This is a genomic window from Shouchella sp. JSM 1781072 (genome assembly GCF_041949915.1).
Lineage (GTDB): Bacteria > Bacillota > Bacilli > Bacillales > Bacillaceae_D > Shouchella.
This window is the reverse complement of record NZ_JBHFQE010000003.1, coordinates 597,122-621,592: the sequence shown is the minus strand read 5'-3', so window position 1 is coordinate 621,592 and position 24,471 is coordinate 597,122. Positions and strand designations below refer to the sequence as shown.

Genomic DNA, 24,471 nt, shown 5'->3' with positions numbered 1-24,471 from the left:
AAGGAGGACACTATGCTTATTAAAGTTGAAAACTTAATTGATCAAATGGAACGACAAATAGAGAAAATGAAGCGAGCGGCACATCAAGAGGACTGGAATGGTACGAAGGAAGCGGCGTCGATTCTCGAAAGCTATTGTCATGTCATTAAAGAGAACCATCCTGAAAAAGCAAGTACATCGCTATCGTCCTTGTTTCAAGAAGAACCAGCTGTTCAACAAAAGCCGTCTCAAGTGCCTTTACAGACACCGCAGCCACAACCCATTATGAATCAGGTGCCGACGACTTCTGAAGAAAAGAAAGAAAAGCGAAACTTACTTGATTTTTAGAACGATCCGTAAAAGGTTCGTTTTTTTTATGGGCGCCATTCAACAATGACACCGAAATGATGAGATTCCTCGTCATCTAAGTAGTCTTTTTCAATTCTTACAACGGAAAGCCCTTGGTTTAACATGAAAGTCAAAACAGGGTCACTAAGCTTTCTATTTTGAACTTCTTCTACGTAAGCTTCCACAGTGAGTTGATCTGCATAGCGGTGATAGCCGGGAATACGGCTGCCGGCCGCATAACGTTCTAACTCAAGGTCGCGTACGGTTGTTTTTCGAGCTTCGTATAGCGCCCGAGCGATTCCTAGCTTTCGATAATTCGGACGAACACAAAGGTCAATACCGTATAGCGTTTTGCCGTTTGGGTCATGGGTATGGCGGATCGATCCATTGTCACTAATGCCTTCCCACGTATGCGAGTGGCCTGCTTCATTTGTTAGCAAGGAAGTCGCTGATCCAACAATAATTTTATTGTATTCGACAAGGAGCGCGCCTTCCGCAAAGGTTTCTATGTGGGCGGCAATTTGCTCTTTACTCCATAGTTGCGCTTCTGGATAAGGAGGTGGAAATGCTTCTTTTTGGACTTGTAATAGGCCATCAAAATCGGCTAAAGTATAGGGACGAACTTGCATCATAATGAATCCTCCATTCCTCGTTTAGCCCTATAATAGCATGGGTTTTGGTGAAATGCGAAAATCACCATCTGTATAAGAAATGGATTGGTTTAAAAAAGGAGCGAATAAAGTTGGGTAGAATCTTTATTTTAATAGGAGCGATTGTGATGGCGCTCTCAGTAGCAATAGGCGCATTTGGAGCACATGGCTTAGAAGGACGTCTTAGTGAACGAATGCTAAAAAATTATCAAACCGGCGTTCAATATCATATGATTCATGGCGTAGGTTTACTATTTGTCGGAATTCTTTCTTTAAAAATGACAGCCAATCAGATGGTGAATGGAGCAGGTTGGGCTTTTCTTATCGGAATTGTTCTTTTCTCTGGAAGTTTGTACGTGATGGCACTTACAGGCATCACGAAGCTTGGTGCAATTACGCCAATTGGTGGACTTGCGTTCATCGTAGGTTGGGTCTTGCTTGGAATTGCTGCGATGCGTTATGTATAAACAGAGATAGAGGCTGGGCGCCATTTTTAAAATTGACTCAAGTCGTTATAAAAACCTTCATGGAGGAATATCCTCATGAAGGTTTTTTGACGTCTGTATTAACGTGGTGAATACTGTGATAAGCTCGGTTCATACCCGTATTGGTATGTATAATCAATTGGTTCATCAAATGTGATAAAGTCTAAGTTCACCATTAACAATAGATAATACTCTCCTGTTTCAGGATTACCAATAATAATATGGTCTCGACCGGCTTCTTCAATACGACCTCTAAATACACGAGCATTCCATTCGCTGTTTCCTTCAAAGGTTTGATGGACAGTCACAAGTTTTCCGCGATTTAAGCGCAAAATATTTTCAATAAACGATTGTTCGATTGGCAGCATACTCGTGTCACTACCTTGAACAGACGTAGGCGTTTGCTGTTGAGCAAAGCCTGGCGTCTGATAGTTTTGAGAAGAAAAATAGCCCTGACCCTGTGGAGATTGCTGCATCATTGGTTGGCCTTGCATGGGTTGACCTTGCATCGGCTCATGCTGTCCATATCCTTGATTTCCTGACTGGTTTTGCCACTGATTCTGGTACATTCAATCACTCCTTCTTTAACTTTAAAACGTATTAAAGACTTCTTCACATTCTGCAGCTGTCGGTTGATAAAAACAGTGCGCTTTGTACCGTCCCGTATTCCATTGCCCCCACCACTGATCAGGACATGGTCCATCTGGTCGAAAGAACCAAAGTGCAAATTCTCCTGGGTTAAAGCGCTCACCTCTGACAACCCGACGCGCAAGCCTTCTGTCTCGCTCTCTTGCTTTTTGATAAAAATAGCTTTTTTGAACAGCTTCAAATCCGCCTGGTGACTGAAAGGCCATATCAGGTATCGTATTTACGTTGCCAAAATCCATACAACGTACCCTCGTTCGATTGACCATTACGTTGCCAGCCAACAGCATCCCGAGTTCTCCCTCTCCCTCTGCTTCAGCTCGCATTAAGCGCGCTAATACATCGATATCACCAGAATTCACTTTAATAACCGCCATTGAACACCTCCACCAAAGATCGTCTGACTACGTTTGTAATGGGAAGTTTTATCAAACCACATAGGTTCGTTCCATCATATGAACCAAGAAAGACAAATATGTCGTTCTTCGTAAAATATAACGAATGAAAAGCAGAACTAAATAAACATTCAGAAAAAACGCTAAATCATTTTACTTTCATAGATAAGCCACCCATAATAGAGGAGTCGGTTTTTAAACAGCGGGCATTGAAACCTAATCAGGTTGTTGTCCGTAACAAAGAATGAGCGTATAAAGCGCAAAGCGGAAAAAATAGAAAGTTAAACTGTTCGCAAGACATATTTTTTATAAGGGAGGATGTAGAACGTATGACATTAGTTATTGACCATGTAGAAAAACAGTTTGGCCAGCACACCGCAGTAGACGGCATCTCGTTACGTGTAGAAAAAGGGCAGATGTTCGGTATGTTAGGGGCCAATGGAGCGGGTAAAACAACAACGTTTCGAATGATTATTGGTTTATTAGATCCAACAAATGGAACCGTTACGTGGAACGGGAAAAAGCTTTCTTATAAATACACAAATTTAATTGGTTATTTACCGGAAGAGCGGGGGCTTTATCCCAAGTTAACTGTAAAAGAGCAGTTAATTTACCTTGGTAAGCTGAAAGGCATGAAGAAAAATGCGATTATTGAAGAAATGCAATCTTGGCTGGAGCGTTTCAAAGTAACAGAATATGAAAACAAAAAGGTAGAAGAGCTTTCAAAAGGAAATCAACAAAAGATACAATTTATTGCGGCTGTATTACATAAACCAGAACTTCTTATATTAGATGAACCATTCAGTGGGTTGGATCCGGTGAACTCTGATATGTTAAAAGCAGCTGTTCGCCACATTCAGGACCAAGGTACTACAATTGTCTTCTCAAGTCATCAAATGAATAACGTAGAAGAAATGTGTGAAGACATTATTATGCTTAAACGAGGCAAAGCTGTACTCCAAGGAAATTTAACAGAAATTAAGCGGAGCTATGGGATTAAGACTGTTTCAATTGCTGCTGATTATGACTTGAGTTTTTTACAGGAGCATGAACATGTTTCGAATTACACAGAAACAAAAAATGGAGTAAAAATCCAAGTAGAAAATGAAGAGTCCGCGAAAGATATTTTTCAAGTGCTCGCTCAAAAAGGGTTTGTTCGCAAATTTGAAGTCGAAGAGCCGAGCCTGCACGATATTTTTATTGATAAAGTAGGAGGGGATGCAAATGAATAATTTTGGAACGATTGTATCTCATACGTTAAGTTCAAAAATACGTACGAAATCCTTTGTCATCTCTACTGTTTTTATGATGATCCTCATTATTGGATTAACGAATATCACGACGATTGTTGACTTATTTACTGGGGACGACGATTCTCCAACAGAAGTTGCGGTTGTCGATGAAAGTGAAGACGCAGGCATCATTGCGCAAGGTTTAACAGCTCCAAATGAATCCGAAGACGAGACAACATTTGTACTGATGGACGGTCAATCATTAGATGACGTCATTCAAGAAGCAGAGGAAGGTACATACGAAGGTGTTGTTCACTTAACAGGTTCAACCGAAGATCTACAAGCATCATTTTATGGCGATTCAAACAACACAGCGATGGAAGTGGAACAGCAAATCCAACGTTTAAAAGAAGGCGTGCTTACGAGTGAATTAGATATTAATGAAGAACAGCTAGCGGCCGTTTATCAACCAATTAGCTTCGAGCAACTTTCGCTAGAGGAAGGCGAAGCAGTTGAAAGTGAAGAAGAAAGCGCGGCATCATACTTTACAGTCTTTGCAATCACGTACATTATCTTTTTTATTGTTATATTATTTAGTACGATGATCGCAACCGAAGTGGCTACAGAGAAATCATCACGGGTGATGGAGCTACTCGTTTCGAGCGTGAATCCAGTGGTACAAATGTTTGGTAAGCTTACTGGAATTGCTCTTTCTGGTGTTGTGAACTTGGTTACCCTTTTAGTTGCTTTTGTAATTGGGATGACCATTGCAGGCAATAACGTGACGGATTTCTTATCGTCAGATTTCATTGATCTAACCTTGATCGGTTACGGCTTACTGTGTGTCGTGCTAGGCTACTTCATTTTTGGTGGTGTTGCTGCCATGCTAGGAGCACTCGTAAGTCGGACAGAAGAAGTGAATCAGTCGGTTCAACCACTTATTTTCTTAGCTTTAATTGGTTTCTTTATCGTTTCTTTTGGACAAAATGCGCCAGATTCTACATTTGTAAATGTGGCCTCCTATATTCCTTTCTTTACTCCTCAATTGTTAATTTTACGAGTAGGGGCAGGATCCATTGCACCAGTGGAAATTGCGATTTTAATTGGAATTATGGTGGTCAGTGCTATTATCATTAATGTGCTTGCTGCACGAATCTATAAAGGTGGCGTTCTTATGTATGGCAAATTGTCATTTAAAAAGAACATTAAACAAGCATTGGCGATGTCGAAAAAAGAAAAATAATCATTGGAAAACGGATTTGTTCTTGCTTAGTGAGTGTGGTAAGATGGAAATATTGTGAAAAGGTATCGGAGGAGGTGATTGAGGATGATTGATATTTTTCTGGAACTCTCGTTTATTTGGATCTCTGTAGGGTTGTTCCTACCGGTGATTGCTTGTTTAGCTTATGAGAACATTAAATTGCATCATATGCACGTTAAAATGAAGCGACCAGAACGTAAAACGCTAAACACTGGAAGATTGATCAACATTCCTTTTTCACCGACAACTACTCGTATACGTCCAAAGATACCATACTTCCGAGATAAGAGCTGTCAAGATGACGATGACCTGAACTTTGTTGTCTAACGAAACAGCATTGAGACAACAAAGGAGGACATATAGAAAGATATGAAAAGAAAAATATTATTTACAACAAGTTTGCTTTTTATGGCAGTGGTACTGGCTGCCTGTGGAATAGACGAGCCTATTACAGCTGAGTCTGAAGGCTTTTGGAATTCATTTTTTGTATACCCGATGTCATTTTTAATTCAGTTTTTCTCTGATTTGACTGGTGGGCATTTTGGTTGGGGAATTGTCATTGTTACGATACTTATCCGTCTATTGATTTTGCCGCTAGCATTAAAATCGCAAAAGAGTTCCCGTGCGATGCAGGCATTACGTCCTGAAATGCAGGAAATTCAAGAGAGAATGAAAAAAGCACAAGGCAATCCTGAGAAACAACGTGAAGTGCAAACTGAAATGATTGGGTTATATCAAAAGCACGGAGTAAATCCCGCGGCTGGATGTTTACCTGCACTTGTTCAGATTCCGATTGTTATGGCGCTTTACTTTGCGATTATGCGTACAGAAGCCATTGGACAAGGTCCGGAAAGTGACTTCTTGTGGTTTAATTTAGGACAAATGGACCCGGTTTTACCGTTCATTGCCGGGATTACGACATTTATTCAATTTAAGATGTCAATGAGCCAAATGCCTGCAAACCCGCTAGGTGAAGGAATGCCAAACCCAATGAACATCATGCTGTGGATTTTACCTGTCATGATTATCATTGCAGGTCTAACATTACCTTCAGCACTTGCGCTATATTGGGTAATTGGTAACATCTTTATGATTGTTCAAACGTACTTTATTATTGTACGACCAAACATGAATAAAGAAGACGTTCAAAAAGATCGTGCATAAAGAAAAGGTTCATCGCCACTCGCGATGAACCTTTTTTTCTTATACTTGAAAATAAGTGGAGAGCGCATCTTGTGTAAGAATGTTTCCAACGTAAAAGGAGCCAAACTCGCCATAGCGAGCAGATACTTCATCAAAGCGCATTTCGTACACAAGCTTTTTAAACTGTAGAACGTCGTCTGAGAACAGAGTAACGCCCCACTCCCAATCATCGAAACCGACAGAGCCAGAAATGATTTGCTTCACTTTGCCTGCATAGCTACGACCAATCATGCCGTGACTGCGCATAAGTTCTTTCCGATTTTCCATCGGCAGCATGTACCAATTATCATCGCCTTCGCGGCGCTTATCCATCGGATAAAAACAAACATGCTTCCATTTTGGAAGTTCTGGATAAAGGCGTGAACGAACATAAGGATTTTGATAAGGATCCTCGTCAGACTCTTTTGCCAAGTAGTTACTTAACTCCACAACAGAGACATAGGAATACGTCGGAAGTGTAAAGTCTGCCAACCCTGATTTGTCCAAAGCGAGTTCAATGTCATTTAACTCTTCCATCGTCGGGCGCAGCAACATAATCATTAAATCTGCTTTTTGGCCAACGATTGAATAAAGAGCGTGACTACCTTGTCCATTTGCTTCGGTGTCGTTCCATTTATTTAGTAACGCTGTAAATTCTTCAATCATCCCTTCGCGTTCGTTCTCGGGGACATTTTTCCATGAACTCCAGTCAATTTTGCGGAAATCATGCAATACATACCAACCGTCTAAGGTTTTTGCTGCCTCGTTCATCGTACAAATCCTCCTTCAATCTTCTCTCTATCCACTATACCATAAGGAGGACCCATTTCTTAAATGGATCGTCTATCGCTTGCCTTTATTCACAAAAAATTCAAGAGCTTTCCGGTGCTCTTTTGATTCACCTGCTTCACGCTGAGCCGTCACTTCCATTTCTAAAATCTCTGCTAAATGATGGTCATAGCTCTCGCGAAAATTGTTTTTCATTAAACGAAAAGCAGTTGGTGGAAGTGCTAAGCATTTTTGGATGAGCTCCTCGACATGATCAATACGGTTAATGAGTCCCATCGCAAGCGCCTCATCAGCCGAAAAATTTTCTTTTACAGCTAGTTCAAGCGCTTTTGGATATCCGACTAATCGTGGCAAGAAGTACGACATTCCTGCATCCGGAACAAGACCAATTTTCAAAAATCCTAATCCGAAAAGGGCTTCTTTGTTCGCTACACGATAGTCACAAGCCAATGCGATACTAAGACCAGCTCCTACTGCAATTCCATTTATATGGGCAATGATTGGTTTGCCAATATGCGTCATAAGCGTAATTAATTTATTGTACGTTTCCCGCAAGGCGCGGCCATAATTAAAATTTTCCATATCCTTTATATCAATTGATTTTAAATCTGCTCCAGAACAAAAAGCGTCTCCGCTTCCTGTTAAGACAATTACACGAACATCGGTACGTTCATCCGCTTCTTCAAAAGCATCGTAAAGTTGTTCATGAGCTGCATCGTTTAATGCGTTTTTTACGTTTGGTCGGTTTAAAGTGATCGTAGCAATGTTGTTCTTAATATCTAGTCTTACTAGTTGGTCACTCATAAAAGCCTCCTAAAAATGGTTTTCTACATCTTTCGCTAAAAATAGGTGAAAACCCTTTAATTTTAATGTAAGCGTAATCAATGTGTCAATTTTTAAAATTAACGCTTTATGCGAGGCTGTTTCCTTTTTTTCTAAAGCAGGGTATCCTAAAATAGAGGAAGAATGATAACTGAAGGAGGTTATTTACAGTGAGTGATTTATTTGCTGATATCAAACAGCAGGTAGGGTCTCATAAGCCAAGTATCGTATTACCAGAAGGAAACGACGAGCGTGTGCTTGAAGCCGCGGTGAAGCTTGCTACAGATCAAGTCGTTGACCCGATTGTGATTGGAAATCCAGACGAAATTACGTCTCTTGCAGATAAAATAAATGTAAAGATTGATGATGTAACAATTTATGATCCTAAGACGTATGCGCACCTAGATGAAATGGTGGCGTCCTTTGTTGAAAGACGTAAAGGAAAAGCGACTGAAGAACAGGCGCGTGAACTTCTGATGGACGTTAATTACTTTGGAACGATGCTTGTGTATATGGAAAAAGCTGACGGTCTTGTCAGTGGTGCTGCCCATTCTACTGGCGATACCGTTCGCCCGGCATTACAAATTATTAAAACAGAGCCTGGTATTAAGCGTACTTCTGGTGTGTTTGTAATGGTAAAAGAAGATAAGAAATTTGTCTTCGGTGACTGTGCGATTAACATTTCTCCAAATGAAGAAGAGTTGGCAGAAATTGCGACAGCGACAGCAGATACCGCAAAATTATTTGGGATTGATCCGAAAGTAGCGATGCTTTCATTCTCAACTCTTGGTTCTGCGTCTTCACAAGAAACACAAAAAGTTTCTGCTGCGACGAAACTTGCACAAGAGAGTCGCCCAGACCTTGTTATTGACGGTGAATTCCAGTTTGACGCTGCGTTTGTGCCTGCAGTAGCTCAGAAAAAAGCGCCTGAATCGCCGCTTAAAGGTGAAGCAAATGTATTTATTTTTCCGAGCTTAGAATCAGGAAATCTTGGCTATAAAATTGCGCAAAGACTCGGTGGCTATGATGCAATCGGGCCGATTTTACAAGGTTTAAATAAGCCGGTGAATGACTTATCTCGTGGTTGTAATGTGGACGATGTCTATAAGCTTAGCTTAATTACAGCGATGCAAGCCATTACCCAAAAAGAAACGCAAAAAGCGTAATGAAAAGCTTTCGGTCATCGAACCGAAAGCTTTTTTTAGTTTAAACAGCGATTATGCCGCTCAATCACCCGTTCTAGTTGTGTATCGAATAAAAGCGCTTCATCAGCAGAAAAAGCTTGCTCGTTCAGAGTAATATCAAACAATTGAGCAGTTTGTTTTGCTTTTTCAACGATTTGTTCAACGGTAAAGGTTTCATCCAGAAGTTCATTTAAGGACGCCATAACCGTTGGTGTTACGTCAGGTGCAGTAAATTTCGGATTCGGTTCTTTTACAGCGTGGCTGTACATGTCTCGAACAACCTGTGCTCGTTCTGAACCACTGCCTGTAATGCACAAATAAATTTGCACAGCAATCCCGCCACGAATTCGTCGTTGAGAGATGCCGGCGAATTTCTTTCCATCAATACTTAAATCGTAGCTACCAGGACAGTAGGAGCCGACAATTTCTCCTGTATCAATTTTTGCTAGTGGAAACATCGCTCGTATAAACGCAACCATGCGCTCGTACCCACCATCAATGGAAGAAGTGGTTTCTCCAGGAAAGATAAGGGAAAGATTTAAAACGCCGTTATCTAATAAAACAGCTAGTCCGCCTGAATTTCGCACGATGACACGGTAATTATTCTTTTCTAGTATAGTAATCGCATCATGAATATGATCTAAACGGGTATCTTGAGTTCCTAAAACAATGGTGCGGTCATGAACCCAAAAACGCAGAGATGGTTGGTCTGTTTTTCCAGCTAATTGACATAGGGTATCGTCAAAAGCAAACGATTTCAAGGCGCTCTCTGATAGGTAATTTTTACTGTTATCGATCAGTCTCCATTTAGCGTTTAAAGCCTGAAATGGTGAGGGTTTAATCAAACGAATCATTCCTTTCTTACGCACCTTAGTATAACATGGAAAGGCCTAGCCTATAAAAAGGAAGTTGCGTATTTTGATTTCTGCCGTTATACTGAAAAAAGTTTTACAAACGTAGGCGATTCAAAAAAAAGAAGTGTAAAGAAGAAAAAAATAAGAGAATTATAAGAAATTATCAAATTGGGTTTGGGGGAAACTGAATGAACAACAATAAGCTAACAAGAAACATATTACTCGGTTTATTATTAGGGGCTATTTTAGGTCTTGTCCTGCCGATTATTTCACAAGATGTTTTTAACACGTTAAATCAATACATTTTAGACCCTGCAGGTACGATCTTTTTACGTTTAATTATGATGGTTGTTGTTCCGCTTGTATTCTTTTCACTTGTTGTTGGTATTTCCGATTTAGGAAGTCCAAAACAACTTGGCCGAATGGGAATACAAACGGTTATTTTCTTTCTAGCGACATCCGCTATATCCTTAACAGTTGGAATTGTTGCAGCACAGATCGTTCAACCTGGGTCACCAGGTTTGCTAGGTGAAGGAATTGCAGAAGACTATCAGCCGGCGGAATCTGTTCCGATTATGGAAACACTCATTAACATTTTCCCTGAGAATCCAATTGCTTCTATGGCTGATATGAATATGCTACAAATTATTACGTTTGCTTTGTTTGTCGGACTTGCTATGGCGATGCTCGGCAAAAAAGTGGAAACGGTTAAAATTTTCTTTACACAAGCAAATGACATTATGATGAAAATCGTTACATTCGTTATGGCATTTGCACCAATTGGTGCGTTTGCGTTAATTGCGTCTGCTCTTGGTGAAGCAGGATGGGAAGCTGTTGGATCCCTTCTTTCTTACTTCTTAACTGTAGCGGGGGTACTTGTCTTCCACTTATTTGTTGTGTACGGATTAATCGTATACTTCTTAGGGAAAATGAGTCCAGTTAAGTTTTTTAAAGGCTTTGCGCCAGCTATGACGATGGCATTCAGCTTATCAAGCTCAAACGCAGTCTTGCCACTTTCTATGAAATCTGCACAAGAGAACTTAGGGGTTTCGAAACAAGTGTCTGGCTTCGTGCAGCCGCTTGGTGCGACGATTAATATGGACGGTACAGGTATTATGCAGGCTGTAGCAACCGTTTTTATTGCGCAAGTGTATGGCGTTGATTTGACGCTTATGCAAATGCTTATGATCGTCTTAACGGCAACATTAGCAAGTATTGGCACAGCGGGTGTACCAGGAGTAGGTATGATCATGCTCGCCATGGTTCTGACAACAGTTGGGTTACCACCAGACGCGATCGGTTTAATTATCGGTATTGATCGTCTTCTTGATATGATGAGAACCGCAGTTAATATTACAGGTGACGCTGCCTTAGCGGTTATTGTTGATCGAAATGAGAAAAAGCGTGGCGACATTCCGGCTAATTCCTAAACAACGAAGAACCTTTATAAGTGGACGTTCACTTATGAAGGTTCTTTTTTCGTACTTAGACTCAGCTCTTTTCTTCAAAGAAGAGAGATCGTATAATATGAATGATAGAAAAGGGGGGAGAACATGTCTGCGAAGTTGCAAGAAGAAAAGGTTTTTAAAGATCCTGTTCATCGCTACATCCACGTACAGGATCAATTAATCTGGGATCTAATAGGGACAACGGAATTTCAACGGTTGCGCAGAGTCCGTCAATTAGGAACTACGTCGTTAACGTTTCATGGTGCAGAGCATTCGCGCTTTAACCATTCACTAGGCGTGTATGAGATCATGAGGAGGCTTATAACGAATTTTACGGATAAACCGATGTGGAACAACGAGGATCGTCTTCTCGCGCTTAGTGCGGCATTGCTGCACGATATAGGGCATGGTCCGTTCTCCCATTCGTTTGAAAAAGTCTTCGATACCGATCATGAAGAGTGGACAAGGTTTATTATCCTTGGTGATACTGAGGTAAATGCCGTTTTACGTCGAATGGATCCAGCTTTTCCAAAAGAAGTAGCGGCAGTTATTGAAAAAACGTCCGCTAATAAACTTGTGACAAGCATGATATCAAGTCAAATTGATGCAGATCGAATGGATTATTTACTGCGAGATGCGTATTACACGGGCGTGAGCTATGGACAGTTTGACTTGGAGCGAATTTTACGAGTGATGAGACCGATGGAGGATCAAGTCGTGGTGAAAGCCAGCGGGATGCACGCGGTAGAGGATTATATTATGAGTCGCTATCAAATGTACTGGCAGGTCTATTTTCATCCAGTAACGCGAAGTTCTGAAGTCATCTTAAGCAAGATTTTAAAGCGGGTAAAAGTATTGCATGAGAACGGCTATGCGTTTAAACAGCCACCTCATCATTTTAAAGCGATCTTTTCGGGAACAACGACAATTCAAGATTATTTAAAATTAGATGAATCCGTGATGCAGTTTTATTTTCAGTGTTGGCAGGATGAAGACGACTCGATCTTGAAAGATCTATGTCAACGTTTCTTAAATCGTCGCTTGTTTGCATATGTAGAATGCCATCCGAATGAGCGCTTAACGGATATTATGGCCTTGCAAGAATTGTTTTGGGAAGCAGGCATTGAAGCGGATTATTATTTGGAGATGGATTCCTCTTCCGATTTGCCTTATGATGTGTACAGGCCTGGCGAAGAACAGCGAGTGCCGATTCAATTATTAGTGAAAGATGGTCAATTAAAAGAGTTATCCAGTCAATCTGACGTGGTTGAATCCATTTCTGGGAAAAAACGAACGGATCACAAGCTTTATTATCCAGCAGATCTTATCGCATCTTTAGATGAAAAGCCGAGACAACAAATTGAATCTATTCTTAAACAAATGTAAGGAGGGGTAGCTTGCTTTCCAATCATGTGCAGGTGCTAAAACTTTTTTCATTATGCGAGAAAACGATTGAACATAAAAAGCTACAAAAAATCATTTATATAGCCAAATCATTTGGGGCGCCATTTGCGGAGAAATACCGATATCATCGCTTAGGGCCGTATTCTGAGGACTTATTTGTGCGTCTTGAAGAATTATGTAATCTCCAGTTTCTAAAAGAAGAGCGGGATGACAGAGACATTGTGTATATGCTAACGGAGCAAGGGGAAACGTTTCTACATAAGCTTTTAGTAAGAGAAGAGCTTGACGAGTTTACAGACGTTTACAAGGATTTGAATAGCCAACCTTTATCGATACTTGAACAAATGGCGGCGCTACTTTATTTTCAAAAACAAATGGAGAGCGAGGGAGTGCGTGATCCTCAGCTTAATTCACGTTATTCCAATCAAGAATGGCTCCATGCAGAAACCCATTTAATGATGCTACGGGAACGACAAGTCTCCTATGAAGGTTCATAGTCTTACATTTTATTTTACAGCAGTTTTGTAGTTGTGGCGCGCCTTATTGTATACACTATGAGCATTAGAACATCACGACAAGAGAAGAAAGGTGGCGCCAATTTTGCTCAGCTTTACATTAATGCTTCTTATGTTCGCTGTTGGCATACCGTTGATTCTAATCTTATTTTTAGCATCACCAATGATGGGGGTAGTCGTTGTTGCCGCTATCCTGCTCAATTGGTTTTTTATAGCACAATATATCCGCAAACACCATAAAGGTGGGCATCAAAAAAAGGAGTGTTCTTAAAAAAGAACGCTCCTTTTGCTATTATTTATCGCTTTGTCTAATTCCAGCAACACCAAAGTTTGTTGGTTTCATTTCATCAATGACAACAGAGATGCGTTCTTTTGGTGCATCGATTGTTTCTGAAACGGCTGCGGTTACTTTTTCCACAAGTGCTCGTTTTTGATCATCGCTACGACCTTCAAGCATTTGAACGGTAACAATTGGCATAAAAAAACTCCTTTCAAGTAGCATACTTTGAGTATACCAGAAAGGAGTTTTGTTTTATTCACTAAAAAGCGCCAAAGATTGGTTAAACTGTGAATCCACTAAGTCAGCAACGAGGACATAACGCTCAGGCGCAAAGCCGACGACATGGAATGGATAACAAGTCGTTACTGTTAATTGCGCATCATCTGTAGAAACAATGACCGTGCGATCATCTTCATCGACAATGCGAACGGTATGCACTTCGTATGTGAACACGCCGCTCTTCGTTTCAACGATAATCTCGTCTCCTTCACCAACATCACCAAGGTGGTGAAACACCGTATTGTTGTGACCAGATAAGACGCTATTGTCATTTTCTCCAGGAAGGACGCTCCCGTCAAAATGGCCAACACCCCGGTCAAGCTCATCGTCACCAGTGCCGTGGATAATGGGCCAGCTTGAATCCATGGCTGGAATCGTTAACTTGCCCATTACTTCACCTATCGCTGGTTGCCACTCACTCACTTCAGGGTTAACGGTTGAGGCAAGGACTTGGTCGCTTTCCCCTTTTCCTGAAAGGTTGTAAGCGACCAATTTCTCTTCCTCTGGCATCATCTTAAAAAGGGCATAGCCATGTAAAATTTTAAACCCTGTAGTCGTTGTAAGATAAGCACCAAAAGCGATGAGTACAACAGCAAAGACCGATAACACGATCTTTTTCACGTTTCGCTTTTTTGCGCGAGCCATAATTTATACTGCCTCTTTTTTCATTAAACGGCGGAAAACGAACAAGCCAGAAGCCATTAACCCTAAACCGAGTAATGCATAAAGCGGGTAGTAGCTTGATGTCTTAGGCATTTTCGCACCATCTACGGTTTTTGTTAATTTTTCAGTTGAAGTGTTAGTTGTACCAGATGGAGGCGCGTTTGAACCAGAGCCGTCAGATGTAGGTGCTTCTTTTGATGGCTTTTCAACTGCTACTGGTGTTTCGTTCACTGTTTCTTCAACGACTTTCCCGATTTCATCGACTTCTTCAAGAATGTTTTTCACAAAATGCGAATTGAACATTTCAGGTGTGATGTAGAAATCAGCTAAGAATTCGCCAGATTCATTGTATAATTCCACAAGCAATTTGTATTCTTTTTCAATTCCAGATTTTGCGAGAGCAGCTAAATCGACAGGTTGTTTATCTTGTCCAGCTCTATCAACAAAGTATTGTGGGTTTAAATTAAGTAAGTCAATTGCTTTTTCTCCAATTGCGAAAAGTTCAGCAATTTCTTGTGCATTTAATTCAGTAATCGATTCGAACTCTCCATCACGGAAAGCAAATCCACGGTCTTTTAGTGCAGTTAGTTCTTCTGATAAGTGAGGGTTTGACTCTCTTACATCCAGGAAATGCATAACCAAGTTGTAAAATTCTTTCTCACTTAAACTGAACTGCGTTAGATATCCTGATAAATCAACATAATCATCTGGATACATTGGGTATTCAACGTAATCAAATAAAAAGTAAAACAAGTCATCATAGAAAATAAAATAATCCATCGTGACCATTAGTTCTTCTAATAAAGCAAGGAATTCTTCTTCAGTAATGCCAAATTCATCGAGTAAAGCGTAGTAATCTTCTTCAGTTAGTAAATCACCTAACCAAGCCTCTAGCTCTTCAACCGATCCAAATTCATCTAAAGCAGATTGCCAACGATCGTTTAAATAAATTTCAAGCTCTTCTTCCGTCATTTCTATGTACTCTAAGTATTCGTTAAGCTCGTCCTGATCTAACGAATGGGCAAAACTAAGATTCGGTGCAACAAGCGCAAAAATCAAAGTGAAAATAAGTGATAAGGACAGTAATCGTTTCATGTGTTCCCCCTGTATTCAATTGTAATTTTTTTCTTGCAAGATTTAGTATATAGCTAAATTCATTCATTTGTCTGCAAAAAAACGAAGATTTTAGAAAAATTTTAGAATTAGGTGCTGTATACGCTAAAATACGACAAAATGCTTCCAAATCCTCTTATTTGGTAGAGGTGGTTTCGAAAGCTGATCTTGAAAACAACTTATGATACAATGAAAAGATCAAAGTTGAATCTTAGAGAGGGCGGATGATTGTGGATTTGCTCAATAATAATAATTTAAAGAAGGCGAAAAAGTCTTCGAACTTTACGATTCTTAGCAACGAATCTGATTCTACCGATGGCCACGGCGGTTACGGCGCTGGCTTGATAAATTTAGATCATATGACGCCTTTATTTATTAATATTGACGAACAGGAAGCGTTTGTTGATATGGGCGCACTACATGCACGTGCTGATGTGGAAAAACGTGTGAAGTTTATTCCAACATTGGAAGATGTTCCAACAGAAGGAATGAAGCGGTATTGGTTGATTTGGATAACCATTGATACAAAAGATAAGAAGCCATATTACAGTGGGATTGGCGCTTGCTATATGACGGTTAATAAAGCTGCAAAGCGCGGGTATAAGAGTATGCCTGAGCATGTAAATCAGATGGATAAAGCATTAAAAGGAAAAGTATCTGTGGAAAAGATGGATGAGCCATCACGTAAAGTATTGGCTGATTTTTTGAAGGCGCATAGTGAGGATATTTGGAACGAATCAACAACGCTTCATGAAGCGTTAAAAGTTTGAACAAATTGTGACATTAAGATTCGAGCTATTGTTCTTTTTAACAGATTGTTTTACGCTAAGATGGCTAGGACAAAAAAGCAGCCGAGGGTGTACGATACCCCTCGGCTGTTTTTTTATAGTTTTTTCAGTTCATCAACAAGTTCGGCGAATTTTTTCATTGCCGCTTCAATTGGCTCAGGTGTTGTTAGATCAACGCCTGTTGCTTTAAGTAAGTCAAGTGGTTCCGCAGAACTACCGCTCTTTAAGAATTCAAGGTACGAATCCAACACTTCTTGGTCACCGTCTAAGATGTTTGTGGCAATTTGGATGGCAGACGCAAATCCAGTTGCGTATTGATACACATAAAAGGCACGGTAGAAATGAGGAATGCGGGACCAGCCATATTTTACTTCGTCATCAAAGACGATGTCTGGGCCATTGTAAAGGCGGAATAATTCTTCATATAACTCGTTTAAACTTTCCGCATTTAGAGCTTCGCCTTTTTCTGCTTTTTCGTGGGTTTGTTTTTCAAAGTCAGCGAACATTACTTGTGTAAAAAATGTCCCACGGAATTGCTCAATAAAGTGATTGAGCAAGTATGCACGCATTTTCTCATCGGATGTTTCTTTAAGTAAATGGTTGATTAACAATACCTCATTTACGGTTGAAGCTACTTCTGCCACAAAAATACGGTAGTTCGCTGTAATTTGTGGTTGGTGTTTACTTGAATAATGACTATGGAGCGCGTGCCCCATTTCATGGACAAGGGTAAACAAGCTGTTCAGGTCGTCATGGTGATTTAAAAGAACAAATGGATGAACACCGTAAACCCCCATATTGTAGGCACCCGAGCGTTTGGCTGGTGTTTCGCGTACATCAATATAGCGCTTATCTTTAAATTCTTTGAGTCGTTCGATGTAATCGTCACCTAATGGTTGGAGCGCATCAATCATTGTAGCATATGCCTCTTCATAAGGAATTTCAGCTTTGATACCAGGCACGATTGAAGCATTTAAATCGTATTGACGAAGCTCATCAACACCAAGTTTCTCTTTTCTTAATCGACTGTATTCATGAAGTGGCTTAATATGAGTTCGTGCGGCTTCAATTAATTGATCATAGACGGTTGGGTCAATGTCATCAGCAAAAAGCGCTTTTTGCAAGGCGGATTCATAATTTCGAACTTTAGCCATCGCCGCATTGGTTTTAATTTCTGCACCAAGTGTAGTCGCGATCGTATTATTAAGCTCCACGTAAGGTTTGTAATATGCTTTATACGCTTCTTTACGTTTTTCGCGATCTTCATCTTCAATCAACTTCGCGTACATGCCTCTTGTTAACTGCACCTTTTCGCCGTCTTCGTTTGTTACTTCGCCAAACTGAATATCCGCATTATTTAGCATATTGAACGTCGCCCCAGGAGCTTGAAATGATTCGCTTAATTGGGATAAAAGCTCTTCTTTTTCTTTGGAAAGAACGTGGTCTTTAAAGCGGAACGATTTCCATAATTCATCTTCAAAGTATTCCAGTTCCTTTTCTTCTTTTAAGTAGGATTGAAGCGTATCTTCATCTAAACTTAAGAGAAATGGCATGAAGAAAGCCGTTGACTCGCTTACTTTTACGCCTAATTTTGTTGTACGACCACTTAACTTTTGAGCGTGGGAATCACGTGTATCAATATCAGTTAAAAACATCGTGTACGCAAACACTTTTCTAAGATGAAGTGAAAGCTCCTCTTGCTTTTTTAAGTACGCCAAAAGGTCAGAACCATTGTGGATCGCACCATTATACGTTTGTAACTCATCGCAAATGGATTCGCATTCTTCTAGCTTTGTTTGCCATTCTTGTTCGTTCTGAAATAAATCGGTTAAATCCCATTTTTCGTGGTCAGGCACTTCTTTACGAGATGAGTAAGTTGTCATGGTTACACCCTTTCTAATGGAGTAATGCGTATTCGTTCTAGTGTAGCACGCGAAAAGAGAATTATGTTTCAATTTGCTTTTTCGTTATCCTTTTTTTAGGAAAGGTCTGCTAAACTAAATAAAGGAGGAGGTGACGGGGCTAAACCATTAGGGAACGGGCATGTGAAGCAACGGTTTTGTGTACGAGTAACAATTATTAAAAGAATATTTATATTTTTCTATAATCTAATCAATTTCATAACTCCTACATTTTGTCATAAAAATGAACATTCACCTTATTTGTCGAACGCTTTCCCCGGGCACGGTCTCAGCCATTTTCGCGTAAAATCTCGCTCCGATGTCTTCAAACACGTGCTATTCCCGTGGGAGTCGTCGCCAATGTCAAAGGTAATTATCAAGGACCTTTACTATGACTTTATCAACGATCGTCGTTAAACTCTCTTTAAAACGTTATGATGAAATTGATTCAATTAATGGAATGACATAACTAAGAATAGCGAACGATGATTAACTCTCTTTTTTTCTTCAGTTATCTCGAAAAAACGCGTTCCTGTAGTGGCGTTTAAGTGCCACTCAGCAAACCATATCGCCAGATAACGGCAAAAAGATGCTCTTCATCGGAAAAATACTGCGAAAGCGTACCAGTCTATGTACACTTTACGTAAGAAAACGAGAGTAGGTGGCTAGATGACATCCATTCTAGAATTAACGAATGTGTCAAAAGTATATGGAGACAAAAAAGCGTTAAACGAAGTAGATTTGCCCATCCAAAAAGGAGAAATATTTGGACTGCTTGGCCCGAGTGGATCAGGAAAAACAACCATGCTTAAATTGTTAACAGGGCAAATCAAACCGTCCGCAGGGACCGTTCATGCTTATGGGGCAAAAGTAAATGTAGAATCAAGTGAGTGGATGTCTGTAATTGGAATCATGACGGACAATAGTGCACTGTACGAGCGCTTGACTGTGTACGATAATTTAAACTTATTTGCTTCCCTCTTTTCCATTGATGAGAAGGAGGAGCAGATAAACAACGTGCTTCAAGCGGTTCAATTAGAAAATGAGAAAAAAACCATTGCGAAAAACCTATCTAAAGGAATGAAACAACGGGTAATGCTGGCGCGAGCTTTGCTTCACGAGCCGGAAGTCTTGTTTTTAGATGAGCCAACTTCAGCACTTGATCCGGCAACAACGGCTCATGTTCATACAGCGTTAAAGCAATTAAACGAAAATGGAACGACTATTTTTATTACAACACACAATATGGAAGAAGCCGAAACGTTGTGTGACCGAGTGGCGTTTTTGCATGAGGGAGAGATTGCAACGATCGATACCCCGAGAAATTTACGATTAGCCCATAGTGAGAAGAAGATCTTGGTTCACGCAGGTGGAGATGTGCACACGCTTAGTCAAAATGAAGCCGACGCTGAAATTCTTGCATCTTTAATGCGGGAGCAATCGATCGATACGATTCATTCGCAAGAACCGACGCTTGGAGAAATTTTTATTAAGCTTACAGGGGGGCGACTCACATGAGTTTAGCGTTAAAACGAATGACAGGTATTTTCTTAAAAGATACAAAGGATGGGATGCGCAATTTAAATGTTTGGCTCATGCCGATAATCCCTTTAGGTCTTGCCGTGTTTTATCGAACAATTATGGATGCGGAAAGCCTCGCTTTTTTCACACCAGCACTCCTGTTAATCGTCTTTGGAATGAGTGCAGGTGTAACGCAGTCAATGATGATCGCAGAAGAGAAGGAAAAAAATACGCTAAGAATGCTGATGCTTACCCCAGCTAAACCATATGAAGTGTTGATTGGAAAGGCTGGAGTAGCCACACTCTTTACGTTTGTTGCTACGGTTATTGCGTTGCTTATCTTTGAACTGTCTCCAGCAGATATGCTGCAAGTGATCGTGCTGTCTATTCCGATGTTTATCATTTTTCTTCTTTTAGGCACATTTGTTGGGTTAGTTAGTAAAAACGTTTCATCTGCATCGGGACTCGGGTTGCCGATTATTCTCTTATTAAGCATGTTTCCGCTTTTAACAGCGGGCTTAGATTTTGCTTTTATTGAAACCATTTCCCAGGGAATAGCACCTGTTGTCTATTCAGAGCTAATAATTTCTATGATGAACGAAGGTTGGTCGGCAACAAGCGCCATGAACTGGCTTGTCTTGTTTATTTGGCTACTTGCCACTCTTGTGATTACGTATATCGCCTATCGAAAAAATGCGTATGATTAATACTGTTAAGTTTTAAAAATTTTTAAAAAATAAATATTGTTTTGTATGCTATACTGAAGAAAAAGGTGGTGAAAAGGATGCTCGGCCCAGAACAAAGAAAAGCCATCCATACGCTGCAGCAAATCATTGAGCAAGAAGAACAGATTAAGCTGAAGATGAATTGGGGGATGCTAGCGCAAAAAGATCGCTCAGAAGCAGTAACAGAAGACTACTTTCATTATAATGAAAAAGGTGACTTGCTCGGTTACTTAGCGATCTATCAGTTTGGAAAAAAAGTTGAAAGTATTTGTTTAGTAGAGCCAGAAAATCGGCGTAGAGGGATCGCAAAGAGGTTGCTTGATCAAGCGTACAGCGATTGGCATCAGCAGGCGGCGCCTTTTCTTATTAACTGCCCGGATCAATCTACTAGCGGCAAAGGATTCTGTCAGGCAATTGGCGCCACACATCAGTTCACAGAGCATCAAATGGTTTGTCGAGAGATTCCAATGCCTTATACAAAGGAAGGCGTTCGTATTCGTCCTGCCGTATCAAAAGATCTTGAAACTATATTTTGCTTGGATAAAGAGGGATTTGGTTTAACGCTCACAGTTGAAGATCTTCCTACCACCGCCGAGGTCGCAAACGGGACATATATGATCGAAGTAAACGGACAGAGTGTTGGAAAACTGCGGCTGGAACAGCGAAAGCAAGAAAGCTGGATCTATGGGTTTGTTCTACAGAAAGAAGAACGGGGGAAAGGGTTTGGACGAGCAGTATTAACGGATGTCGTCCATCGAGAGGTGAGCAACGGAAAAGTTGTATGGCTCGACGTTGTCACAGAAAACGAGCAGGCTCTCTCCTTATATAAAAAATGTGGCTTTACGGTTGAAGGTGCGCAAGCCTACTATAAATATGAAGCGTAAAAAGAGTATGGACTGATTCGGTTCCATACTCTTTTTTTTAACGCTCCTCGGTTTCACGAGGTTGCCAGTGCTCGCTTTCTTCTTCATTTCCACCAATCCAGCGGAAGAAGCGACGAAAAAGACCGTCATCTGGCTTTGTTTCCTTTTCATTTGGTTCTGTTTCTTCAGGTTCGCTACAAGATTCTAGTGGTTCGGTTCCCATTAAGAAGGCAGTTGGTCTTCCACCCGGACAAGCCTCATTTGAAAGCAAACCAGTATGAGGATCTACCGTTTTCATCACAACACCTGAAGGGCGCGTAAATGGAAGGGTTAATTCATCTTCCATCGCCTGCTGCATAAAATCTGCCCAAATTCGTTTTGCTACTTGTCCCTCTGTAAATTGGTTGATGTCTGTTTTTTCGTCGTATCCTGTCCACACAACTGTGACAAGTTGAGGGGTGTAGCCAATCATCCAGCTGTCTCTCGGAGTCGAGCCGGATTTACCTGCTGTTGGATGGGATAACTTTTTCGAAACACTTCCGCCTGTAACGGACGTATAGCTATTTAGTTCAGGCTCAAAAACCCCTTGCATCATATCCGTCAAAATGAACGTAGTATCCGCTCGAAGAACTTGTTTCTGTTCTTCGGTTTGTTCAAAGACGTTTGTGCCTTCTCCGTCCGCCACGCTTTTAATAAATACTGGCTCCTTCATTTTTCCACCGTTAGCTAATGCTGTATAGGCATTTGCCATATCTAAAATGGACACGGGTTGAGCGCCAAGTGCAAGAGACGGCAGTTGCTTTAATGTTCCTAACCCGACTGACTCTGCAACTTGAACGAGCTGCTCTTCGCCAATGGAAAGATGCGTTTTGACAGCGAAGATATTGTCTGAATACGAAATCGCTTCAAGCATCGTAATATAATCATTGGCGTAAATGTCGTTATAGTTACTTGGTTCGTATTTTTCTCGACCTTCATCAAATGTAAAGGAAGTCGGTTCACTTAAAAAAGTGGTCATAGGTGTAAAACCATTTTCCAGTGCCGCGTAATAAAGGAACGGCTTCATCGTCGAACCAGGATGTCGCTTCGACTGGGTGGCGCGGTTGTATGCACTGTCTTCGTAGTCCTTTCCGCCAACAAGTGCTTTTACTTCATTTGTTCGCGGATCGATCGCAACGAGCGCTACTTGTAACTCGTTTTCTGGCATATGTTGTTCGATTAATTCTTCTGCTTGTTGCTGAAGCTTTGGATCAAGCGTCGTCTGCACGCTTAATCCACCTGCTTTTACTTGTTCCTCCGTTAAGGATGCTTGTTTCTTCATTAAAGCCTTTACATGGTCTTGAAAATAAGGGGCTACTTCTTGAGCTTCTGGTGCTTGCTGGTCAACGAAATGTAATTTCTCTTGCTTTGCTTGGTCGGCTTCTTGCTCTGTAATCGCTCCTGCCTCCACCATGCTTGTTAAAATGGTGTGCTGGCGAGAGGTAGCTCGGTCAAGGTCGTTAAGGGGTGAATAGTAGCTTGGCCCTTTTGGTACGCCTGCAATCATAGTCGCTTCTGCTAAGGAAAGGTTCTTTGCAGGCTTTCCAAAAAAGTGCATCGAAGCGGCTTCAATTCCATAATTCCCGTGTCCATAGTAAATCGTATTTAAATAGCCTTCTAAAATCTCTTCTTTTGAAAAGTTCATCTCAAGACGAAGTGCATAAAGAAGTTCATTCCATTTACGCAAATACGTTTTTTCATGAGAGAGATAGAGGTTACGTGCATACTGTTGTGTAATGGTACTAGCCCCTTGTTCTTTTGAACCAGACTGGACATTCGCTAAGATGGCTCCTCCAATTCGTTTGATGTCAAAGCCATAATGAGAGAAGAATTTTCGGTCTTCAATGGCGATTGTGGCATCTACAAGATAGGGAGACATTTCCTCTAATGAGACAGATGTTCGGTTCTGGCCTGCTTCCTCACTGTCAATCATGGATCCATCGTTTGCGAAGAATTGAGTCGGGAAAGCGAGCTCCATCGGAGGAGGACCTTGCATTCTTGTATAGGATAAGAGAGCAATGATGCTAATGATTACGCACATGAATGCTAGAAATGTGAATTTCGCTAGCCATTTTAGTTGCTTTACGCGCTTATTTCGTCCTCTTGTTGCTGGAATCACTTTGCTCACCCTTTCGTTTTTCATCTCTTTTCTAGTTTGGAAAAAAAAGCAGATTTTTAAACAAGAGTTGCAATTCCGTCCCTATCCGCTATACTTGCTCTTAGCATATAAAACTATGTATGAGTGGTTTAAATTAAAGAGGTGACGATTGTGGAATTTTGGTTTACAGAAAAACAAACAGAACGTTTTGGGATTACAATGAAAATAAAGCGAACGCTGCACACGGAAAAAACACCTTTTCAGCAGCTTGATATGGTAGAAACAGAAGAATTTGGGAACATGCTTTTACTTGATGGCATGGTCATGACGACTGAAAAAGACGAGTTCGTTTATCATGAAATGGTGACGCATGTGCCTTTGTTTACGCATCCAAACCCTAAGCATGTTCTTGTTGTAGGCGGAGGAGACGGCGGTGCAATCCGTGAAGTTATTAAGCATCCTTCTGTCGAAAAAGCAACTCTTGTTGATATTGATGGAAAAGTGATTGAGTACTCGAAGAAATATTTGCCGACGATTGCATCTGCGCTAGAGGATGAGCGTGTTGATGTCCAAGTAGATGACGGCTTTATGCATATTGCGAAATCAGAGAATGAATACGATGTGATCATGGTAGATTCTACGGAACCTGTTGGTCCAGCAGCAAAGTTATTTGAACGTGGCTTTTACGAAGGCATTTCAAAAGCGTTAAAGGAAGACGGGATTTTTGTAGCGCAAACGGATAACCCTTGGTTCCATCAAGAGTTAATTACCAATGTTTATAAAGACGTAAAAGAAATCTTTCCAATTACGCGACTGTACACATGTAACATTCCAACTTATCCAAGTGGCATGTGGACGTTTACAATTGGATCAAAGAAACATGATCCATTAAATGTGGAAGCGTCTCGTTTCCACGAACTTGATACAAAGTATTATACAAAAGACATTCATAATGCTGCATTTGTACTACCAAAATTCGTTCAAGATTTATTGAAGTAAGGAGAGAAC

General features: G+C 40.7%; 27 protein-coding genes. 16 read left to right on the top strand and 11 right to left on the bottom strand.

Annotated elements, in window-relative coordinates:
- Window positions 1-12 precede the first annotated feature (12 nt).
- Window positions 13-327 (top strand): DUF5327 family protein, encoded by a 315-nt coding sequence (locus ACE1TH_RS17120; RefSeq protein WP_375079595.1) that lies wholly within the window; start codon window positions 13-15, stop codon window positions 325-327.
- A gap of 26 nt (window positions 328-353) precedes the next feature.
- On the opposite strand, the gene ACE1TH_RS17115 is transcribed toward ACE1TH_RS17120, so the two are convergent.
- A complete protein-coding gene (locus tag ACE1TH_RS17115) occupies window positions 354-959 on the bottom strand; it encodes a GNAT family N-acetyltransferase (RefSeq protein ID WP_099304596.1) in 606 nt (201 codons plus the stop codon).
- Window positions 960-1,069: 110 nt separating this feature from the next.
- On the opposite strand from ACE1TH_RS17115, the gene ACE1TH_RS17110 reads away from it, so the two are divergent.
- Window positions 1,070-1,444, top strand: coding sequence for a DUF423 domain-containing protein (locus ACE1TH_RS17110; RefSeq protein WP_099304595.1), 375 nt, complete (start codon window positions 1,070-1,072; stop codon window positions 1,442-1,444).
- A 98-nt stretch (window positions 1,445-1,542) separates the two neighbouring features.
- Here ACE1TH_RS17110 and gerQ read toward each other — a convergent pair whose 3' ends face one another.
- Window positions 1,543-2,031 (bottom strand): spore coat protein GerQ, encoded by a 489-nt coding sequence (gene gerQ / locus ACE1TH_RS17105; protein WP_099304593.1) that lies wholly within the window; start codon window positions 2,029-2,031, stop codon window positions 1,543-1,545.
- 21 nt (window positions 2,032-2,052) lie between these two features.
- Complete coding sequence (locus ACE1TH_RS17100) at window positions 2,053-2,484, bottom strand: cell wall hydrolase (protein WP_099304592.1); 432 nt, start codon at window positions 2,482-2,484, stop codon at window positions 2,053-2,055.
- 347 nt (window positions 2,485-2,831) lie between these two features.
- On the opposite strand from ACE1TH_RS17100, the gene ACE1TH_RS17095 reads away from it, so the two are divergent.
- The 4 genes from ACE1TH_RS17095 to yidC all read left to right on the top strand — a co-directional run bounded on the left by ACE1TH_RS17095 (window position 2,832) and on the right by yidC (window position 6,159).
- Window positions 2,832-3,734: an ABC transporter ATP-binding protein gene (locus tag ACE1TH_RS17095; protein ID WP_375079594.1), complete on the top strand. Its 903-nt coding sequence runs from the start codon at window positions 2,832-2,834 to the stop codon at window positions 3,732-3,734.
- Window positions 3,727-4,977 carry an ABC transporter permease gene (locus ACE1TH_RS17090; protein ID WP_375079593.1) on the top strand — a complete coding sequence of 417 codons (1,251 nt, stop codon included), beginning with the start codon at window positions 3,727-3,729 and terminating at the stop codon, window positions 4,975-4,977. The genes ACE1TH_RS17095 and ACE1TH_RS17090 overlap by 8 nt, the downstream gene beginning before the upstream one ends.
- An 84-nt stretch (window positions 4,978-5,061) precedes the next feature.
- Window positions 5,062-5,322 (top strand): hypothetical protein, encoded by a 261-nt coding sequence (locus ACE1TH_RS17085; protein ID WP_255224219.1) that lies wholly within the window; start codon window positions 5,062-5,064, stop codon window positions 5,320-5,322.
- A 42-nt stretch (window positions 5,323-5,364) separates the two neighbouring features.
- Window positions 5,365-6,159: a membrane protein insertase YidC gene (gene yidC / locus ACE1TH_RS17080; RefSeq protein WP_255224218.1), complete on the top strand. Its 795-nt coding sequence runs from the start codon at window positions 5,365-5,367 to the stop codon at window positions 6,157-6,159.
- Between the two features lie 39 nt (window positions 6,160-6,198).
- On the opposite strand, the gene hemQ is transcribed toward yidC, so the two are convergent.
- Both hemQ and ACE1TH_RS17070 read right to left on the bottom strand, forming a co-directional pair.
- Window positions 6,199-6,948: a hydrogen peroxide-dependent heme synthase gene (gene hemQ, locus ACE1TH_RS17075; RefSeq protein WP_099304585.1), complete on the bottom strand. Its 750-nt coding sequence runs from the start codon at window positions 6,946-6,948 to the stop codon at window positions 6,199-6,201.
- A 72-nt stretch (window positions 6,949-7,020) separates the two neighbouring features.
- Complete coding sequence (locus tag ACE1TH_RS17070; RefSeq protein WP_099304584.1) at window positions 7,021-7,770, bottom strand: enoyl-CoA hydratase/isomerase family protein; 750 nt, start codon at window positions 7,768-7,770, stop codon at window positions 7,021-7,023.
- A gap of 188 nt (window positions 7,771-7,958) precedes the next feature.
- Here ACE1TH_RS17070 and pta point away from each other — a divergent pair, with 188 nt between their 5' ends.
- Window positions 7,959-8,954 carry a phosphate acetyltransferase gene (gene pta, locus ACE1TH_RS17065; RefSeq protein ID WP_099304583.1) on the top strand — a complete coding sequence of 332 codons (996 nt, stop codon included), beginning with the start codon at window positions 7,959-7,961 and terminating at the stop codon, window positions 8,952-8,954.
- Window positions 8,955-8,989: 35 nt separating this feature from the next.
- Here the strand turns inward: pta and ACE1TH_RS17060 are convergent, their stop codons facing one another.
- Complete coding sequence (locus tag ACE1TH_RS17060; protein ID WP_099304581.1) at window positions 8,990-9,826, bottom strand: lipoate--protein ligase family protein; 837 nt, start codon at window positions 9,824-9,826, stop codon at window positions 8,990-8,992.
- Between the two features lie 188 nt (window positions 9,827-10,014).
- Between ACE1TH_RS17060 and ACE1TH_RS17055 the strand changes: the two genes are divergently transcribed.
- The 4 genes from ACE1TH_RS17055 to ACE1TH_RS17040 all read left to right on the top strand — a co-directional run bounded on the left by ACE1TH_RS17055 (window position 10,015) and on the right by ACE1TH_RS17040 (window position 13,464).
- A complete protein-coding gene (locus tag ACE1TH_RS17055; protein ID WP_255224215.1) occupies window positions 10,015-11,256 on the top strand; it encodes a dicarboxylate/amino acid:cation symporter in 1,242 nt (413 codons plus the stop codon).
- A gap of 123 nt (window positions 11,257-11,379) precedes the next feature.
- Complete coding sequence (locus tag ACE1TH_RS17050; protein ID WP_099304579.1) at window positions 11,380-12,660, top strand: HD domain-containing protein; 1,281 nt, start codon at window positions 11,380-11,382, stop codon at window positions 12,658-12,660.
- 11 nt (window positions 12,661-12,671) lie between these two features.
- Window positions 12,672-13,175, top strand: coding sequence for a hypothetical protein (locus ACE1TH_RS17045; RefSeq protein ID WP_099304577.1), 504 nt, complete (start codon window positions 12,672-12,674; stop codon window positions 13,173-13,175).
- A gap of 103 nt (window positions 13,176-13,278) precedes the next feature.
- Complete coding sequence (locus ACE1TH_RS17040; protein WP_099304576.1) at window positions 13,279-13,464, top strand: hypothetical protein; 186 nt, start codon at window positions 13,279-13,281, stop codon at window positions 13,462-13,464.
- Window positions 13,465-13,485: 21 nt separating this feature from the next.
- On the opposite strand, the gene ACE1TH_RS17035 is transcribed toward ACE1TH_RS17040, so the two are convergent.
- Genes ACE1TH_RS17035 through ACE1TH_RS17025 form a run of 3 tightly spaced genes read right to left on the bottom strand, consistent with a single transcriptional unit; the run spans window position 13,486 to window position 15,510 of the window.
- Window positions 13,486-13,695 (bottom strand): 2-hydroxymuconate tautomerase, encoded by a 210-nt coding sequence (locus tag ACE1TH_RS17035; protein ID WP_099304575.1) that lies wholly within the window; start codon window positions 13,693-13,695, stop codon window positions 13,486-13,488.
- 30 nt (window positions 13,696-13,725) lie between these two features.
- Window positions 13,726-14,397: a class D sortase gene (locus ACE1TH_RS17030; protein ID WP_375079592.1), complete on the bottom strand. Its 672-nt coding sequence runs from the start codon at window positions 14,395-14,397 to the stop codon at window positions 13,726-13,728.
- A gap of 3 nt (window positions 14,398-14,400) precedes the next feature.
- On the bottom strand, window positions 14,401-15,510 hold the full coding sequence (locus ACE1TH_RS17025; protein WP_375079591.1) for a processed acidic surface protein: 1,110 nt from the start codon (window positions 15,508-15,510) through the stop codon (window positions 14,401-14,403).
- 242 nt (window positions 15,511-15,752) lie between these two features.
- On the opposite strand from ACE1TH_RS17025, the gene ACE1TH_RS17020 reads away from it, so the two are divergent.
- Complete coding sequence (locus tag ACE1TH_RS17020; RefSeq protein WP_375079590.1) at window positions 15,753-16,298, top strand: YwhD family protein; 546 nt, start codon at window positions 15,753-15,755, stop codon at window positions 16,296-16,298.
- A 113-nt stretch (window positions 16,299-16,411) separates the two neighbouring features.
- On the opposite strand, the gene pepF is transcribed toward ACE1TH_RS17020, so the two are convergent.
- Window positions 16,412-18,199 carry an oligoendopeptidase F gene (pepF, locus tag ACE1TH_RS17015; protein ID WP_375079589.1) on the bottom strand — a complete coding sequence of 596 codons (1,788 nt, stop codon included), beginning with the start codon at window positions 18,197-18,199 and terminating at the stop codon, window positions 16,412-16,414.
- A gap of 687 nt (window positions 18,200-18,886) precedes the next feature.
- On the opposite strand from pepF, the gene ACE1TH_RS17010 reads away from it, so the two are divergent.
- The 3 genes from ACE1TH_RS17010 to ACE1TH_RS17000 all read left to right on the top strand — a co-directional run bounded on the left by ACE1TH_RS17010 (window position 18,887) and on the right by ACE1TH_RS17000 (window position 21,347).
- Entirely contained in the window at window positions 18,887-19,735 is an 849-nt protein-coding gene (locus tag ACE1TH_RS17010) for an ABC transporter ATP-binding protein (protein WP_375079588.1), read from the top strand.
- Window positions 19,732-20,445, top strand: a complete 714-nt coding sequence (locus ACE1TH_RS17005) for an ABC transporter permease (protein WP_255224211.1) — start codon at window positions 19,732-19,734, stop codon at window positions 20,443-20,445. Before ACE1TH_RS17010 ends, ACE1TH_RS17005 begins: the two co-directional genes overlap by 4 nt.
- Window positions 20,446-20,522: 77 nt before the next feature.
- Window positions 20,523-21,347: a GNAT family N-acetyltransferase gene (locus ACE1TH_RS17000; RefSeq protein WP_375079587.1), complete on the top strand. Its 825-nt coding sequence runs from the start codon at window positions 20,523-20,525 to the stop codon at window positions 21,345-21,347.
- Window positions 21,348-21,384: 37 nt separating this feature from the next.
- Here the strand turns inward: ACE1TH_RS17000 and ACE1TH_RS16995 are convergent, their stop codons facing one another.
- Window positions 21,385-23,508: a transglycosylase domain-containing protein gene (locus ACE1TH_RS16995; RefSeq protein ID WP_375079586.1), complete on the bottom strand. Its 2,124-nt coding sequence runs from the start codon at window positions 23,506-23,508 to the stop codon at window positions 21,385-21,387.
- A gap of 126 nt (window positions 23,509-23,634) precedes the next feature.
- On the opposite strand from ACE1TH_RS16995, the gene speE reads away from it, so the two are divergent.
- Window positions 23,635-24,462, top strand: coding sequence for a spermidine synthase (gene speE / locus ACE1TH_RS16990; protein WP_099304563.1), 828 nt, complete (start codon window positions 23,635-23,637; stop codon window positions 24,460-24,462).
- The last annotated feature ends 9 nt before the right edge of the window (window positions 24,463-24,471 follow it).